The sequence below is a fragment of the Acinetobacter sp. WU_MDCI_Abxc222 genome (assembly GCF_025514755.1).
Lineage (GTDB): Bacteria > Pseudomonadota > Gammaproteobacteria > Pseudomonadales > Moraxellaceae > Acinetobacter > Acinetobacter geminorum.
Genome location: NZ_JAHPVG010000002.1, coordinates 1 through 17,775, shown reverse-complemented (window position 1 = coordinate 17,775; position 17,775 = coordinate 1). Strand labels below are relative to the sequence as shown.

Here is a 17,775-nt window from a genome sequence, read left to right as displayed (position 1 = left end):
AACGTTTAATGTAAAAATAAAGCCTCCAAATGGAGGCTTTATTTTTATTACATGGTTTGATAGAGATTCCAAAGATAGCTTGCTCCCCACCAAACAGCTAAACCAATTAAAAGCAGTACTAATGCGCCTACTAAATCAGGAATATGCAACCATAACCAACTGACAACATGATTGCGCCAGAAAGCTGAATGCTGTTGCTTCTTCTCAAGCTTTTCATGCAAATAGGGATGAACAACATGGATATCGCTCTGAATCGCATATTCTTCGCGTATATGCGTGTGAACTACATCTAGTGCTTTTCGACTTGGTCTTATAAAAATATCGAAAATAGTCCCTGCAACTGGAACAAAGCCTACTACAGCATCTACAACAGCGAGTTTGATGACTGGCGTTAGCTTATGTTGAGGCACACCAATTTGTTTGGCTTTATAGATGGCATAACAGGTCAATGCGAAACCAGCGACATCACCTGCAATTGGAATCGTACTCAGCGCAGCATCGGCACCAATGCCCTGCTTTGTAAAAGGTATGCGAACTGCACTATCCATCATGGTTGCAAACTTGGCCAGATCTCGTTCTAGTGCGATGACCTGTTGCTCTGTTAATTTTTTTTCTTGAGGCATTTAAATCAAATATATAAAGAGAAAGTTAATCTTAATATACTTGATTTAATACCTGTTTTTAAATTGTTTACTTTTAACTAGTAGCTTTCGATCTAAACAATGAACGCAATAACACGTACATGACTGGAATAAAGAACAGAACCAGTACTGTACCGAACATTACGCCACCTAAAATACTAATACCGATTTCTTGACGGCTTACAGCTCCAGCGCCTTGTGCAAACACAAGAGGAATCACACCTGCACCAAAAGCCAAAGAAGTCATTAAAATCGGTCTTAAACGTAAGCTCGCGCCTTCTAAAGCTGCTTCAATTGCACTCTTACCTTTTTCTTGCGCCAAGGCAGCAAACTCAACAATTAAAATTGCATTTTTACAAGACAATCCAATTGTGGTTAACAGTGCAATCTGGAAATACACATCATTTGGTAGACCAAAAATATAAGAGAAAATGACACTTCCTCCCACACCAAGCGGAATAGAAGTCATTACCGCAGCGGGAATGCTTAAGCTTTCATAGAGTGCGGCTAAACATAAGAAGATAAAGCCTGCCGAGATTAAATATAACCAGACGGCCTGATTTGTCGACTTCTGCTCTTCAAAAGATAGACCTGTCCACGCCAAGCCAACATCCTTTTGCTGATTTACAAGTTGTTCAACATCTTTCATTGCCTGACCTGAACTGCTTCCGCTTGCAACATCGGCTTGTAACTGTAAGGCACTATAACCCATATAGCGTTTTACAATTTCAGGAGCACCGCCCCAGCTAAAGTTAGCAAATGAACTAAAAGGCACCATTTCATTTTGGTTATTACGTACAGACCAATTATATAAATCTTCTGGTTTTGATCTGAACTGGGCATCACCTTGGATCATGACACGCTTGATACGACCACGATCAATAAAGTCATTTACATACGTTCCCCCCCATGCACTCGACAAAGTATTGTTAATCGCGGGTAGCTCTAATCCATTTGCTAATGCTTGTTTCTGATCAATTTTGATATTGAGGTTTGCTTTACTATTAGTAGATTGCTTATCAAAGTTTTCAAAACTTGAATAGTTTTTGCTCTGTGTTTGTAACTGGCGGAAGGTGTTATCTAGAAAATCTTGCCCTTGCCCATTCAAATCTTGAATCCATAAATCCAGACCATCGGTTTGACCCAAGCCATTGACTGAAGCGGGTAATGTCACATTAATTTGTGCATTCCTAAATTGACTAAAATATTTCATCGCACGCTTTTGTATAGCGTCAGCCGAATTTTCCTTACCTGTACGTACATCCCAAGGTTTTAAGGCAATAAATCCTTGCGCCAAGTTCTGCCCTGTACCAGAATAATTTCGGCCATAGCGGATTAAAACCAGATCTACATTCTTATCTTCTTGAGTTAAGAAATATTGGCGGACTTGTTCTCCAATTTTCTGACTTTGCGAGATTGGCGCACTATCAACAAGTTTAATTTGAACACTTAAAATGCCTTGATCTTCTTTAGGAATAAATCCACTTTTTAAACCGCTATAGAACAATGCAAAAACAGCAATCAAAGCCACAAAAATCACGATAACCGATTTACTGTAACGGATGCTTGTTTGGACGATCTTGATATATTGATTTTTCAGTTGATCAATTTTTTTGTTAAACCAAACTGCCCAGCGCATAGGCTCTGGATTAGGCTTTAAAATTAAGGCACATAAAGCAGGTGTTAACACTAATGCCACGACGAGTGATAACGCCATAGCGGCGACTAAAGTAATAGAAAACTGACGGTAAATCACGCCAATTGAGCCACCTAAAAACGACATTGGAATAAAAACAGCAGTTAAAACCAATGTAATTCCGACTAAGGCACCACTAATTTCTCCCATCGACTCAATGGCTGCTTCTTTCGGCGTTAAATGCTGTTCATGCATGAGCCGTTCAACATTCTCAACCACCACAATCGCATCATCTACTAGCAAACCAATGGCGAGCACCAATGCAAACAGCGTCAAGGTGTTAATACTAAAACCGAGCACATATAAAACAGCAAAAGTTCCCAAAATAACCACAGGAACGGTAATACTTGGAATGAGTGTAGCGCGCCAGCTTTGCAAGAACAGGAACATCACCAAAATAACTAAAATAATGGCTTCAATAAGCGTCTTTACAACTTCCTTAATAGACTCTTGAACAAACGGCGTATTATCTCGTGGATAAACAATTTTATAACCAGCAGGTAGCTTAGTTGTAAGCTGATCTAGAGTTTGATGGATGAGTTTTGAGGTCTGAATCGCATTCGCCCCCGAAGACAGCGAAATACCTAAACCAGCAGCCGGATAACCATTAATAGTATTAAAAGACTGATAATTTTCTGCACCTAACTCGACTCTAGCAATATCTTTTAAGTAGACATAGCTCGCTGTTTGATTTGCTTTCACTACAATATTTTTAAAATCTTCGACTGTTTTTAATCGAGACCCTGCGGTGACTTTAGTATTTAAATATTGTCCATCAATGACAGGTAAATCACCGATTGCACCTGCGGCAACTTGTGTATTTTGAGCAGTGATTGCATTCGCAACATCACTTGGCATTAAATTATATTGTTTTAATTTCTCTGGATTTAGCCAGATTCGCATCGCATATTGCGAACCGAAAACATCAGACTCACCCACCCCTTCAATACGGTTCAGGTCATCTACCACATGTGTCGTTAAATAGTCCGATAGCTCAATATTGCCCGATTTACCAGTTGAGTCATATAAGCCTACCACCATAAAAGTATCGCCAAGTGACTTACTCACGGTCACCCCTTGGCGTTGTACTTCATCGGGTAAACGTCTTATGACGCCACTAATACTATTTTGTACTTGGACCTGTGCTGTATCTGGATTTGTACCATTATCAAAACTAATAGTAATTCGGCTACGTCCTGATGAATCACTGGTAGAGCTGAAATAAAGTAAATTATCAATACCTTGTATTTGTTGTTCTAAAATCTGAGTAACACTTTGCTCAACCGTTTGTGCATCCGCACCACTATAACTTGCCGATACTGTAATTTTAGGAGGGGCAATATCAGGATAGCGCTCTACGGGTAAATTCAGCACCGAGAAAATACCAAATGCCATAACAATAATTGCTAGTACACTGGCAAAAATGGGACGCTGAATAAAAAATTTAGATAGCATGGCTGCTCAGAATTAGGTCGTCAATTAACAGATGGCAATACCAAATTTGCCCTCTTGATCATCGACGAGCAATATAAAAAAGACAAGTAGAATTAACACAATAAATGCAATTAGAACAAAAACAAAGCAAGAACTCGCATTTCCTACAAACCCATAAACAAGGTTTTAACAAGTGTCACTGAAAATTCATGAATTCTTCATGATCACGTCAATTTCAAGCATCAGACTAATTGCGTTTCGACTAAAACAATATGAGTAGAATTATGTTTAAAAAAGCACTTTTATGCTTAAGTTTAATTAGCTTGGCTGGATGTAATGACGATGATAAAACTGAAAACTCACCAACCACACCAGAATATCAACTTCCTAAAATTTTAGTAGTAGGACACCGTGGCGCAAGCGCTTTACGTCCAGAACATACATTAGCTTCATATCAGAAAGCGATTGATGATGGTGCAGATTTCATTGAACCTGATCTAGTTTCTACAAAAGATGGCGTATTGGTTACTCGCCATGAAAATGAGATTGGTGGAACAACCAATGTAAGCACTTTAAGCCAGTTTGCAGATCGTAAAACAACAAAAAATATTGATGGTAAAGACTTAACTGGCTGGTTTACAGAAGACTTCACTTTAAGTGAATTACAGCAGCTTAAAGCACGTGAACGTATTCCAGAGTTCCGCCCAGCAAACACAGCCTATAACGATCTTTACCCTGTCCCGACGCTAGAACAAGTGATTGAGCTGGCTGAAGCAAATTATAAAAAAACAGGAAAAATTATTGGGTTATATATTGAAACCAAACATCCGACTTACTTTAAAAACCAGAAACTGGCAATGGAAGATACCCTTCTTAAAACCTTAGCCAAGTATAAATATACACGTGAGATTGCACCTGTCTATTTACAGTCGTTTGAAGTTCAAAACTTAAAAGATTTAAAAAGGGAGCTTGATCTTCATAAGACACTTAAACATGCACAAATTATTCAATTATATGACGCTAAAACTTCGCAACCAGCCGACTTCGTTGAATCTGGTGAAACTAAAACTTATGCTGATTTAGCCACAGCAGAAGGCTTAAAAGACGTAGCTAAATATGCAAACGGTGTAGGACCAAGTAAAGGTTATATTCTAAACTTTAATGACAAGGGTTCAGTTCAAACAACTTCGTTTATCACTGATGCACATACAGCTGGGTTAAAAGTACATCCTTATACTTTCCGCCCAGAAAATAATTATTTACCAACTCCTTTAAAGTGCAGTCAAGATAAACCAGCGGAGCGCTGCCCATCTGGTGCTTTAAAAGAGTTTGAAGCCTATTTCAAAGCGGGTGTTGATGGAGTCTTTACAGATGACCCAGCACTTGGCCGTGAAGCCGTTATTAATTTTGAAAAAGCTGCAAAATAAATAAACTTACTAATAAAAAACAGGGCAATAAATGCCCTGTTTTTTTTTATTTCTCTACAACATTATCAAAATAAAGCGGGATCCACTGATATTGCTCAGTATTTACTTTATAAACATGACCAATGCCTGGGAATGGTAAATGTGGTGCTGCAACCCATTGTTGCTTATTTGAAATTTCTGCAAACATTTTTAGACGAGTATTAATTGCCTGCTCAGAATTCACATCAAAATCTACTCCAGTTTTTGGAGCATCAAATTGCAATGAATGTGAGTGGACAATGTCTCCAACAAAAATGATTTGCTGATCATTACTTTTTAAGCGGAAGCTATGATGGCCTGGTGTATGACCACGCGTATCGATCACTTCAAAACCTTGAATAACATCGCCATCTTTAAATGTCTTGAATGCTTTTTTCGCTTGATATGGAGCAAGAGCAGTTTTTACGTTTTTAACAGTATCCAAATAACTTTCTTTTTTGTCTACTGGCACTGTTTTTTCAGACGCTGGATTTAACCAGTAATTAGCTTCACGCTCATGTGCATATACAGTTGCATTTGGAAATACGGCTTTTCCATTTTGAGCAATACCGCACACATGGTCTGGGTGTAGATGAGTAAGTAAGACAGTTTTTACATCAGCAAGCTTATAACCTGCCAATTCAATATTTTTTGCAATGGAACCAAGTTGCGGGCCAAAACAACTTGCTGCACCACTGTCTACAAGCGTTAAACTTTTTCCATCATCAACTAAAAATGCATTTACCGAGGTTTGAATCCCTTTCTCATTAACAGCAGCATATTTTGTTAAGATTTTAGTTTTCTGGGCCTGATTTAAATTTTTGAATAAATCAGGATTTAAATAAATCGTACCATCAAGCAAAGAGGTTACGCGGTAGTTTCCAAATTGATGGTGATAATATCCTGGTACTTGCGAGGTTGCTGTTGGCTCAGCATAACTTGCATGGATGCTTCCAATTGCAATGCCCAACGCTACATATAATTTTTTCATCTTTTCTTCTCTATTGAGTTATAAAGTCGAAATCTTTAAAAAAGATTTAATAATTTTTTAAGACCCAAATTATATAATGCATGAAAAGTGTCAGAAATATAAGTATATGAATAGCTATTCTCCCTATAAGGGTAAAAGTGGTCTTAAGCGCATATTAAATGCAACGGGCTACTCTATTTCAGGATTTAAAGCAGCTTATAAAAATGAGGCAGCTTTTCGCCAAATTGTTTTGATTAATATTATTTTGATTCCGGTTAGTTTTTTTCTTGATGTGAGCCGTAGCGAGCATGTATTACTGATTATTGTATGTCTTTTTGCAATGATCGTTGAGCTATTCAACTCGGCTATTGAGGCAGTGGTTGATCGAGTCTCTCTTGAAAAACATCAGCTTTCTAAAAATGCAAAAGATATGGGAAGTGCCGCCCAGTTTGTTGCACTCTCTATCATTGCTATTACCTGGTTAATTATTTTATTAGGCTAAAAAAAACCATGCCTACAAGTAAATAAGCATGGTTGTAACAAAAGAGGAACTTCTAGCTGCTGTTCCTGTTTTTAATATAAATAATGGAACTTAATTATTTCTTAAAATTACGTGAAAAATAAAAAATCCCTGCATAAGCAGGGATTTTTTTGGTTAAAGCGTTGATGCGTTATTACATCATGCCGCCCATACCACCCATACCGCCCATATCTGGAACAGCTGGTTTATCTTCAGGAATGTCTGTAATCATACATTCTGTAGTTAACATTAAGCCAGCAACAGAAGCTGCATGCTCAAGTGCAGAACGAGTTACTTTAGCTGGGTCAAGGATACCCATTTCTAACATATCGCCATATTCACCAGTTGCAGCGTTGTAACCAAAGTTACCTTCACCACCTTTAACTGCATTGATCACTACAGATGGCTCATCACCAGCGTTTGCAACGATTTGACGAAGTGGAGCTTCGATCGCACGGCGTAAAATGTTAATACCTGCTGTTTGATCTTCATTAGCGCCTTTTAAGCCATCTAATGCATTAACCGCACGTACTAGAGCAACACCACCACCAGCAACAACACCTTCTTCAACTGCTGCACGAGTTGCATGAAGCGCGTCGTCTACACGGTCTTTTTTCTCTTTCATTTCAACTTCAGTTGCTGCACCGATTTTAATTACAGCAACACCGCCTGCTAATTTAGCAACGCGTTCTTGTAATTTTTCACGGTCATATTCTGAAGTAGATTCTTCAATTTGAGCACGGATTTGTTGAACACGCTCAGCAATACCAGCAGCATCACCAGCACCATCAACAATAACAGTGTTTTCTTTAGAAACAGTGATCTTGTGCGCAGTACCTAAATCTTGAAGAGTTGCTTGCTCTAAAGACATACCAACTTCTTCAGAAATAACAGTTGCACCAGTCAAGATTGCGATGTCTTGAAGCATTGCTTTACGGCGATCACCAAAACCAGGAGCTTTAACCGCACATACTTTGATAATACCGCGCATGTTGTTTACAACAAGTGTAGCAAGCGCTTCACCTTCAACATCTTCAGCGATGATAAGAAGTGGTTTACCAGTTTTTGCAACTGCTTCTAAAACAGAAATCAATTCACGGATGTTGCTGATTTTTTTGTCAACGAGAAGAATGAACGGGTTTTCAAGTTCAGCAGTTAAAGTATCTTGTTTGTTTGCGAAGTATGGAGAGATATAACCACGGTCAAACTGCATACCTTCTACAACGTCTAACGCGTCTTCGAAGCCAGAACCTTCTTCTACAGTAATTACACCTTCTTTACCTACTTTTTCCATCGCTTGAGCGATAAGTTTACCAACAGTAGTATCAGAGTTAGCAGAGATAGAACCTACTTGCTCGATCGCTTTAAAATCATCAGCAGGTTTTGCATTTGAACGGATATTTTCAACTACAGTTTTTACTGCGATATCAATACCACGTTTTAAATCCATTGGGTTCATGCCTGCAGTTACAGATTTGATCCCTTCATTTAAAATTGCTTGAGCAAGTACAGTTGCAGTTGTAGTACCGTCACCAGCGATATCGTTAGTTTTGCTAGAAACTTCACGAACAAGTTGAGCACCCATATTTTCAAACTTGTCTTTTAAAGAAATTTCTTTAGCAACAGTTACACCGTCTTTAGTAATGTGCGGAGCACCGAAAGAACGGTCAATCACTACGTTACGACCTTTAGGGCCTAAAGTTACTTTAACCGCATCTGCAAGTACGTTTACGCCTGCAATCATTTTTGAACGAGCTGAATCACCAAATTTTACGTCTTTAGCTGACATATTAAACTCCGAATCTTTTTAAATACTGAATCTGATAATGAATTGAGTTATGGATTGATTAGCCTTCCAACACAGCTAAAATGTCTGACTCTTTCATGATTAAGAGTTCTTCACCACTTACTTTCACTGTTGTACCTGCATAAGTACCAAACAATACTTTGTCACCAACTTTAACATCCAAAGCACGTACGCCATTCTCAGTGATTTGACCATTACCTACTGCAATTACTTCACCTTGAGATGGTTTTTCAGCAGCAGAACCTGGAAGTAAAATACCGCCAGCAGTTTTGGTTTCTTCTTCTACGCGACGAATTACAACGCGATCATGTAATGGACGAATGTTGCTCATAATTAACTCCATCAGACTAAGTCTTTTTGATTAATCGTTATTGCTTTAATCCAGAGCAATAACAAAATATTTAGATGTCACTTTTGTGGGGATGAAAAAAAAGGCTTCAAGGGGAAAATGAAAAAAAACTTATCTTTTTTGGTCATTTTTTAACAGGTTGTGAAAAGTTTTTATTAAATTTAAAGCACAAAATAAAAGAGGCTATTTTCATAGCCTCTTTTATAAAAATAAATTTTAATGTTAAACAAAGAGTTGCTGATTATTCAACAATTCATCTAATGTTGTATTTACCTGATTTAAAGTTATCAATGAAACATTACTAAACATTGTACCTTCACCATCTCGGTCAAGACTAATAGTCGTGTTTCCAGCATCTTGCTCTACAGTAATAAATTTCGCTAATGTGCTCACGTCTTTAGAATAGTCAATTAATAATTCACTTAAATCAATTTTGTCAGCTTGTAGATCAGTTCTTAGATCACCTAAAGTAAAATCTAACACCGTGTCATGTCCATTCCCGCCAGCCGCATCTTGGCTATTTAGCAATTGGAACAGAATAGTATCTGTACCTTCATTGGTGATATAAGTATCGTTACCTTCACGCCCATTCAAAACATTATTACCAGAGTTACCTGTTAAAAGATTATCTAAAGCATTGCCTGTTGCATTTAAATGAGCAGAACCAACCAGCTCCAAATCTTCAACATAACGCCCGCTTTCTAGACCTGTCGACCAATCAGAATATCCAACCAGACTATAACTCACAGAGCTAACTATTTTATCGTGTCCACCAAAATCCGTATCTTTAAGTTCAGACCCAACTATTTGTGTTTCTGAATAACCACTTTGAATCCACACGTTTTCGTAATGGCTCGTATCTACCCAAGTCTCTTCATTATGACCATCAAACACATATTGTTGCTCATAATAACCCTGTTCAATCCATTGAGATTCATAGTGCCCATCTTGAACGAGTTGTTGTTCAAGATGCCCAACCTCTACAGTATTAGGACCCGATAGTTCATATCCTGCCTGCCACTGATTTAAATTATAATCATAGTAGGTATTCACATATTGATTATACGAACCATCATCTGAATAGTAATTTATGCCATTTGAGTCCATGTAAACATCTATTACGCCATCAACGACCCATGTATCTTGATAATAGCTTGTATCAATCCAAATATCTTGGGAATAGCTTGTGTCAATCCAAACATTCTCAAAATGGCTTGTATCTACCCATATGTTATCAGTATAACCAGAAGCTACCCATTGCTCCTCATAATGACTTGTATCTATCCAGACATCTTGAAATACATTAACAGTAGCAACGCCATACTCTTGAACAAAATCACTTATATGATCAACTACATACGTATTATCCGTAGCATCACCTTTAAACTGATCAACAGTGATTGTAGTTAAATCATTAATTGCTTTACTGATAGTTTCACTACGATTTCCAGCACGATCAATAACGGTAAGGTCAAATGACGTTGCAGTCCCATACACATAAGTAGAGAAAGTTCCATCTGCCATGACCGTAGTACTCGTTACAGAAGGTTCTTGATCAGCAAAATAATAAGTGACTTCAACAGTAGCATTACTTTCGGCATGCCCTACCAGCCAATTACCCCATTCATTTATGGCAAGCTGGGTGACCACTTTCGGTGCTGTTGTATCATTTATAGCAACAACCGTTGTACCTATACTCACATTTTGATTGGCATCAACTATTTTTACCGTCAATGTTTCGCCATGCCAATATTGTGACCATAATTGTGTTAAGAAACTACCTTCACTTCCGACAGTAGTCTGACCAACTAAATTATTATTAGCATCAAAAATATTAACTGTTGAATATGCTTCCGCTTGTCCTGAAAGTACATTTCCATCTGCTAAAACAAGCTGAGTTGCTGCATTTGGCGCGACGATGTCTATGGGTGCGGTAATTTCGGTGTAAGCGCTTTGATACCCATTATGTTCCACAACAACACGTAAAGTTTGTCCATTCGCCTGAGGTGAGTATAACTGGATATTAAAATGCCCTGTTTCATCTACAGAACCACCACCAATATAATTACTATACACATCATAAATACGCACCTCACTATTGAGCGAAGCAGTTCCCTCAATAAAAAAACCATTTTCAGATACCACAATATGCTCTGCTGATGGCGGTGCATTAGTATCTGCATTAAAAGTAATATTAAATGGCTTACTTATATTTTTGGCTAAATCTATCGCAGTGATGAATAACTGCTCTCCACGTAATATAGGTGGATAAATACTAGCGTTAAAATATCCAGTCTCATCCGTTTGAAATTCTGCTCGTAAATCTCCATCCGCATCCATTACCTGAATGATTGCTTTTGAATCAGTTTGTCCGGTAATACCATAACCGTCATTACTAATCACCACATCATTAATTACTGGAGCAATATTGTCTAAAGGCGCAATAATTTCAGAGATTAGGCTGTATTGATTCGTATTCTGGTCATAAACTCGAACTTGTAATGTCTGTCCCTGTAGATAGTAATCAATTAACTGAATAGCAAAACTACCATCTTCATTCACAACATTATTCCACCCTCCATTAATGATCTGACTATCAGTAGATGTAACAACAATCGACATTCCTGCTGTTGCCTTTCCTGTTAGAATATGACCATCTACATCCAGTTTTAGCTCTGTTGCAGTAATTGGTGAGTTGGTAAATACTGGTACTAATTCATGAGCAACTTCGCTTCGGTTGCCAGCAATATCTTTGACAACAATACTCAAATTTTGTGTCTGGTATTGACTCAGATTAATCCATTGATTAAATGTGCCATCGTACCAAACATAAGTTGTTGCGATAACTGCACCATATTGATCAATAATTTCAATCGTTGCATTTGGCTCAGCCTCACCAAAAAGCAATCCGTCTGAGGTTAATGTAATATTTGAAGCAGCTGATGGTGCAACATCATCAATTAAAGCATTATGTTTAACCTCAATACTTCGGTTACTTGCTTGATCAATTACAACAAATATAAGCTCTTCTCCATGTAAATAGACTTGATTAAAATAACCTGACACGTTACCAGTACTATCTACATAACCATAGCCTACAACCTCACCCGTAGCATTTTTGACTTCAATCCGAGTATTTACTTCTGCTTGCGCAGTAAAGTTTTGACCGTTTGAGTCGAGCACAATATTTTCAATCGGATTTGGCGAGATATCATCAATTAAGGCATTCTGTTTGACCTCTGTACTGCGGTTACCAGCTCGATCAACTACAACAAAAGTAATCTCCTCTCCATGTAAATACACTTGATAGAAGTAACCAGAAACATTACCCATGTTATCGGTTGAACCAGATCCTACCACCTCACCAACAGCATTTTTAACTTCGATTCGACTATCTGCTTCCGCTTGCGCTGTGAAGTTTTGACCATTTTCATTTAAGACAATGTTTTCAATCGGATTTGGTGCAATATCATCAATCAAAGCATTTTGCTTAAATTCAATACTTTGATTACCTGCTTTATCTATAACGATAAAAGTGAGTTCCTCACCTTTTAAATAAACCTGATTGAAGTGACCGGACACATTACCAGTGCTATCGACATAACCATAACCGACAAACTCACCCGCAGCATTTTTGACACCAATAAAACTATTGGCTTCTGCTTGTGCCGTAAAATTTTGCCCATTTTCGTCAAAGATGATGTTTTCAATTGGATCTGGCGCAATGGTATCCACCAAAGCATTTAACTTAAGTTCGACACTGCGGTTACCCATTCGATCTATGACAACGAAAGTTAATTCCTCTCCATGTAAATAAACTTGGTAGAAGTAACCCGTCACATTACCAGTGCTATCGGTAGAGCCCCAACCTATCTGGTTACCAAATGAGTCAAAAACTTCGATCTGACTGTTTGCTTCCGCTTGTGCTGTAAAGTTTTGACCGTTCGCATCAAGTACAATATTTTTAATCGGATTAGGCGCAATATCATCAAGCGGCGCCTTAACTGAAACAGCTTCACTGACATTTCCAGCAAGGTCTTTAACAATGACTGTAAACTCTTCACCATGTAAATTGTAAATACCGAAAAAAATAGTAAATGTACCATCAGCATTTACACTCTGACTCCACGTATTCATCTGCTGACCATTTTGATCAAAAATCTGGATGAAGGTATTTGGCTCAGCTACACCAGAAAGGGATGAACCATCTTCACTAAAGACCAGATCACTTGCAGCTACAGGAGCAATATCATCAAGCGGTGCTTTTACAGTAACCTCACCACTCAAATTACCAGCCTGATCAACTACAACTACTTTAAATACTTCTCCATGCATGTAGTTACTGTTTAAATAGATGTTAAATGTTCCGTCCCAATTAACATTATTATTCCACTGATTTAATAATTGACCATACTGATCAAATATTTGAATCGTCGCATTTGGCTCAGCGATACCACTTAGATATGAGCCATCTTCACTAAATACTAAATTAGTCGCATTTTCCGGTGCTGTATTATCAAGAAAGGTTGTTTGTTTTACTTCAATGCTACGATTACCAGCTTGATCAATCACAACAAAAGTGAGCTCCTCACCTTTTAAATAAACTTGATTCAAGTAACCCGAGACATTACCAGCACTATCCACATAACCAAAACCTACAACCTCACCCGCAGCATTTTTAACTTCAACTTTGCTATTTGCTTCTGCTTGCGCTGTAAAGTTTTGACCATTTTCATTAAAGATAATGTTTTCAATCACATTCGGAGCAATGTCATCAATCAACGCATTCTGCTTGACCTCTGTACTGCGGTTACCAGCTCGATCAACTACAACAAAAGTGAGTTCTTCACCATGTAAATAGACCTGATAGAAGTAACCAGAAACATTACCCATGCTATCGGTTGAACCAGATCCTATGACTTCACCAGTAGCATTTTTGACTTCAATTTGAGTGTTTGCTTCTGCCTGAGCTGTAAAGTTCTGTCCATTGATATCTAATACAATATTTTCAATCGGATTTGGTGCAATATCATCAGTTAAAGCGTTTTGCTTGATCTCTGCACTACGGTTACCCGCTCGGTCAACGACAACAAAAGTGAGTTCTTCTCCATGTAAATAGACTTGATTAAAATAACCTGACACGTTACCAGCGCCATCCACATAACCTGAACCAACAATCTCACCAACAGCATTTTTAACTTCAATTTGAGTATTTGCTTCTGCTTGCGCTGTAAAGTTTCGACCATTGATATCTAATATAATATTTTCAATCGGATTTGGCGCAGTATCATCAATCAAGGCATTCTGCTTGACCTCTGTACTGCGGTTACCCGCTCGGTCAACGACAACAAAAGTAAGCTCTTCGCCATGTAAATGCACTTGATACAAATATCCTGAAACATTACCTGCGCTATCTGCTGATCCATAACCTACGACGTCACCGTTATTATTTTTGATTTCAATTTGGCTATTTGCTTCTGCCTGAGCTGTAAAGTTCTGACCATTGAGATCTAATACAATATTTTCAATCGGATTTGGTGCGACATCATCATTCAAAGCACTCTGCGTGACCTCTGCACTACGGTTACCTGCTCGATCGATTACGACAAAAGTAAGTTCCTCACCGTGTAAGTAAACTTGTTGAAAATAACCAGATACATTACCTGAGCTATCGGTGTAACCAAAACCAATCTTATTTCCATCCTGATCGAATACATCAATAGAGCTTCCAGCTTCTGCCTGAGCTGTAAAACTTTGGCCATCTTCGTTGAAGATGATATTTTCAATCGGATTTGGTGCAATGGTATCAATTAAAGCATTTTGCTTAAATTCGATACTGCGGTTACCTGCTCGATCTATAACAACAAAAGTGAGTTCCTCACCGTGTAAATAAGTTTGATTGAAAGAACCAGAAGCATTACCAGCACTATCTGTAGAGCCCCAACCCGTCTGATTACCTAATGAATCAAAAACTTCGATCTGACTATTTGCTTCTGCTTGCGCTGTAAAGTTTTGACCGTTTGCATCAAGTAAAATATTTTTAATTGGATCTGGTGCAATATCATCAAGTGGAGCATTTATTGAAACAGCTTCACTCACATTTCCGGCTTGGTCTTTAACTGTGACCGTGAATGCTTCTCCATGTAAATTGTTGCTACCTAAGTAAATAGTAAATGTACCGTCAGAGTTAATGGTGTTATTCCATATATTCACTAGCTGACCATTATGATCAAAAACCTGAATCGTAGTATTCAGTTCTGCTACACCCGTAAGATATGAACCATCTTCTGAGAAAACCAAATTGCTGGCTGGTGTAGGAGGAACTGTATCAGCAGTAATTACAGTATCGGGGCTTACTTGCCCACGAGCATCCTTAATTGATAAGAAAAACTGCTCACCATCAACAAGAGGACAGTCAAGCTGGAGTTTAAAATAACTTGATCCATTCCAGCCATTATCTTCACCGACTTTAATTTCAGCTACGACTTCACCTTTGGCATCTTTAACAATGAGAGTACTATTATTTTCAGCTTGCCCACTTATCACTCCGTCCGAAGTAAAGCTATCTACATAGGGAGCAAAAGCATAGTTAGGCGCCTGTATCTGCGCTGCTAAACTTACATTTCCATTTACATCGGTAGCCGTGACATAAACCGTCTCAGCATTAGTTAAAAACATACCAAGTTCTATCGAAAAACTTCCACTCTCATCAGTCCAGTTATTCCAGAACCATTTATTAAGAATGTTTCCTTGCCCATCTTTAACTAAAATTTCAGAGAAAGGTTCTGCATGGCCATAAACTAAATCACCAGCGTCATTGAAATTTAAATCTGTTGGAACAGGTGGAGGAGTCAGATCTACAATGATATTTTGCTCAGGACTCATTAACCCTTTATTATCAATAATTTGAATGGAAATTTTCTCTCCATCAATTAAAGGGCGGTTTACACTCAAGCTAAAATGACTAAATTCATTCCAACTATTGTCATCACCTATTGTAACCTTTCCTAATTCATTACCGTCAGCATCACGCACGATTACTGTACTATTATCTTCAGCAAACCCAGAAATTAAGCCTTCTTGTGTAATACGTTCAACATGTGGAATATAAGCAAAGTTTGGAACTTCAATTAGAGTTTCACTTGTATTTTGATTTTTATCTACTACTTGTACGGTAACCGACTCACCTTCTTTTAAAAATTGGAACACTTGTAAACTTGCAAAGCCTTGCTCATCGGTAAAACCTGTAGCAATTAAATTACCTTCTCCAGAAAATGCACGAATAAAGCTCTTAGGTTCATTAACATGTACTGATAAAGTTTCACCACTGATATCAAACTGTGGAGTTTCTAAAAATACTGCAGAAGTATAGTCTGCGGTAATATATTGTGGATGTCCTGAAATATTATCTTTATCTGTAGAAATAATAATTTGAGTGCCTTCCTCCAAAGGTTGGTCGAGAGACAAAGTAAATGGTCTGACTTCACCTAATGCCATTACACTAAAAGGCGTAATACCTGAACCCTCAAATGCAATGGAGTTAAACTCTTGTAGAATATTTCCATTCTGATCTTTTACAATAAAATGACTGCCTTCGGTCGCATAACCAGTGATCACACCTTCTGGACTAATTCTTGTAATACGAATAGCAGGAACTTCAGTAACTAGACCAATTGACGAATTTTCACTGCTGTAGCCATTATAATTAGCGACAGCATAAACTTCTTGATTAGTACTAATAGAAAGGTCTTGTAAAGTAAATTTACCTTCGTCATTAGTTATGGTACTTGCAAGCCAATCACCATTTTTATTGTAGATATCAACTTTACTTCCTTTATATGCACTACCTGAAATGATAGCTCCATCTATATTGTTGAAAGTTAGCGAATCTAGAGTTGGCGAATTCGGTATATGATCTACATTATAATTTTGGGTCTGTTTAATAATGGCTGTATTGCCAGCTTGATCAGTAAGACTAATATCAATTGATATATTAGTTTGCGATTCATCTGACCACAGAAACTCTGCTGGAATTTTACTAACCCATTCTTGGGTGACTTCATCAAAATGAAAGTTATAAACAACATTGTTTAATGTCGTATTTACTGATGTCAGTGAGCTATTTAAATCTGTTGGTAGATTATCTACGTCCAGTCTTATAGAAATAACCTGATCTTTTTCAACTAGGCTTATTGTATTGTCTTCAGTAATCGACTTTATAGTTACTGTGGTTGATTCAATATTTAAAGAGTTATCTATAATTACCTTTTCCACACCAGTTTCTGATGTGTTGCCTGCAAGATCTGTCACTATAGCTTTATAAAGGTAACTTCCATCAGCTAAATCTTTTTGATCAACTGCTGTCTCCTGCCAAGTTTTTCCTTCATCGGTAGAGAGTTCATAGTGGTCTAATAAAGCAGCTTCCTCTCCGATCACAATCGGTTGAGCTAGCTTCAAAGTAAAATTATTATCTTGCGTAATTTGATCTGTTGCTGAAACACCTGTATCAGTCAAATCAGATAAAATCAGTTCACCTGCTTGTGGTGCGGTAGTATCCACAACGACTTTTTGTATAGCGGTTTCTGATGTATTGCCTGCAACGTCGGTTACTATTGCTTTATATTGGTAAACACCATCAGCCGAATCTTTTTGATTTACTGTCGTTTCCTGCCATGTCTTTCCATCATCTTTCGATATCCAGTAAGTGATTTGGCTATTTACTTCTTGTCCGCTAATCTTTAAATCAAAAGTTTTATCTTGCGTAATCTGATCGGTTACCGAAACACCCGTATCACTTAAATCAGATATAGTCAGTTCACCTGCTTGCGGCGCTGTTGTATCCACAACGACTTTTTGTATAGCGGTTTCTGATGTATTGCCTGCAACGTCGGTTACTATTGCTTTATATTGGTA

General features: G+C 37.9%; 8 protein-coding genes. 2 read left to right on the top strand and 6 right to left on the bottom strand.

The window, feature by feature from the left end; genetic code table 11:
• Positions 1-47: 47 nt before the first annotated feature.
• A complete protein-coding gene (locus tag KTJ10_RS04075) occupies positions 48-623 on the bottom strand; it encodes a DUF4112 domain-containing protein (protein ID WP_174724718.1) in 576 nt (191 codons plus the stop codon).
• Between the two features lie 73 nt (positions 624-696).
• Positions 697-3,792, bottom strand: a complete 3,096-nt coding sequence (locus KTJ10_RS04070) for a multidrug efflux RND transporter permease subunit (RefSeq protein WP_262441428.1) — start codon at positions 3,790-3,792, stop codon at positions 697-699.
• A 263-nt stretch (positions 3,793-4,055) separates the two neighbouring features.
• On the opposite strand from KTJ10_RS04070, the gene KTJ10_RS04065 reads away from it, so the two are divergent.
• Positions 4,056-5,198 carry a glycerophosphodiester phosphodiesterase gene (locus tag KTJ10_RS04065; RefSeq protein ID WP_262441427.1) on the top strand — a complete coding sequence of 381 codons (1,143 nt, stop codon included), beginning with the start codon at positions 4,056-4,058 and terminating at the stop codon, positions 5,196-5,198.
• A gap of 46 nt (positions 5,199-5,244) precedes the next feature.
• Here the strand turns inward: KTJ10_RS04065 and KTJ10_RS04060 are convergent, their stop codons facing one another.
• Positions 5,245-6,207 carry an MBL fold metallo-hydrolase gene (locus KTJ10_RS04060; protein ID WP_262441426.1) on the bottom strand — a complete coding sequence of 321 codons (963 nt, stop codon included), beginning with the start codon at positions 6,205-6,207 and terminating at the stop codon, positions 5,245-5,247.
• 106 nt (positions 6,208-6,313) lie between these two features.
• Here KTJ10_RS04060 and KTJ10_RS04055 point away from each other — a divergent pair, with 106 nt between their 5' ends.
• Positions 6,314-6,688 (top strand): diacylglycerol kinase, encoded by a 375-nt coding sequence (locus KTJ10_RS04055; RefSeq protein WP_002118962.1) that lies wholly within the window; start codon positions 6,314-6,316, stop codon positions 6,686-6,688.
• A 172-nt stretch (positions 6,689-6,860) separates the two neighbouring features.
• Here KTJ10_RS04055 and groL read toward each other — a convergent pair whose 3' ends face one another.
• The 3 genes from groL to KTJ10_RS04040 form a co-directional block, all read right to left on the bottom strand.
• On the bottom strand, positions 6,861-8,495 hold the full coding sequence (gene groL, locus KTJ10_RS04050; RefSeq protein WP_002120607.1) for a chaperonin GroEL: 1,635 nt from the start codon (positions 8,493-8,495) through the stop codon (positions 6,861-6,863).
• A gap of 58 nt (positions 8,496-8,553) precedes the next feature.
• Entirely contained in the window at positions 8,554-8,844 is a 291-nt protein-coding gene (gene groES, locus KTJ10_RS04045; RefSeq protein ID WP_002120604.1) for a co-chaperone GroES, read from the bottom strand.
• A 240-nt stretch (positions 8,845-9,084) separates the two neighbouring features.
• On the bottom strand, positions 9,085-17,775 hold an 8,691-nt coding region (locus tag KTJ10_RS04040; protein ID WP_262441425.1), incomplete at its 5' end, for an Ig-like domain-containing protein.

Excerpts from the sequence above, each read along its gene's own strand:
- KTJ10_RS04065 (WP_262441427.1), top strand. The coding sequence starts at position 4,056 with ATGTTTAAAAAAGCACTTTTATGCTTAAGTTTAATTAGCTTGGCTGGA.
- KTJ10_RS04055 (WP_002118962.1), top strand. The coding sequence starts at position 6,314 with ATGAATAGCTATTCTCCCTATAAGGGTAAAAGTGGTCTTAAGCGCATA.
- KTJ10_RS04075 (WP_174724718.1), bottom strand. The coding sequence starts at position 623 with ATGCCTCAAGAAAAAAAATTAACAGAGCAACAGGTCATCGCACTAGAA.
- groES (WP_002120604.1), bottom strand. The coding sequence starts at position 8,844 with ATGAGCAACATTCGTCCATTACATGATCGCGTTGTAATTCGTCGCGTA.
- KTJ10_RS04060 (WP_262441426.1), bottom strand. The coding sequence starts at position 6,207 with ATGAAAAAATTATATGTAGCGTTGGGCATTGCAATTGGAAGCATCCAT.
- KTJ10_RS04070 (WP_262441428.1), bottom strand. The coding sequence starts at position 3,792 with ATGCTATCTAAATTTTTTATTCAGCGTCCCATTTTTGCCAGTGTACTA.
- groL (WP_002120607.1), bottom strand. The coding sequence starts at position 8,495 with ATGTCAGCTAAAGACGTAAAATTTGGTGATTCAGCTCGTTCAAAAATG.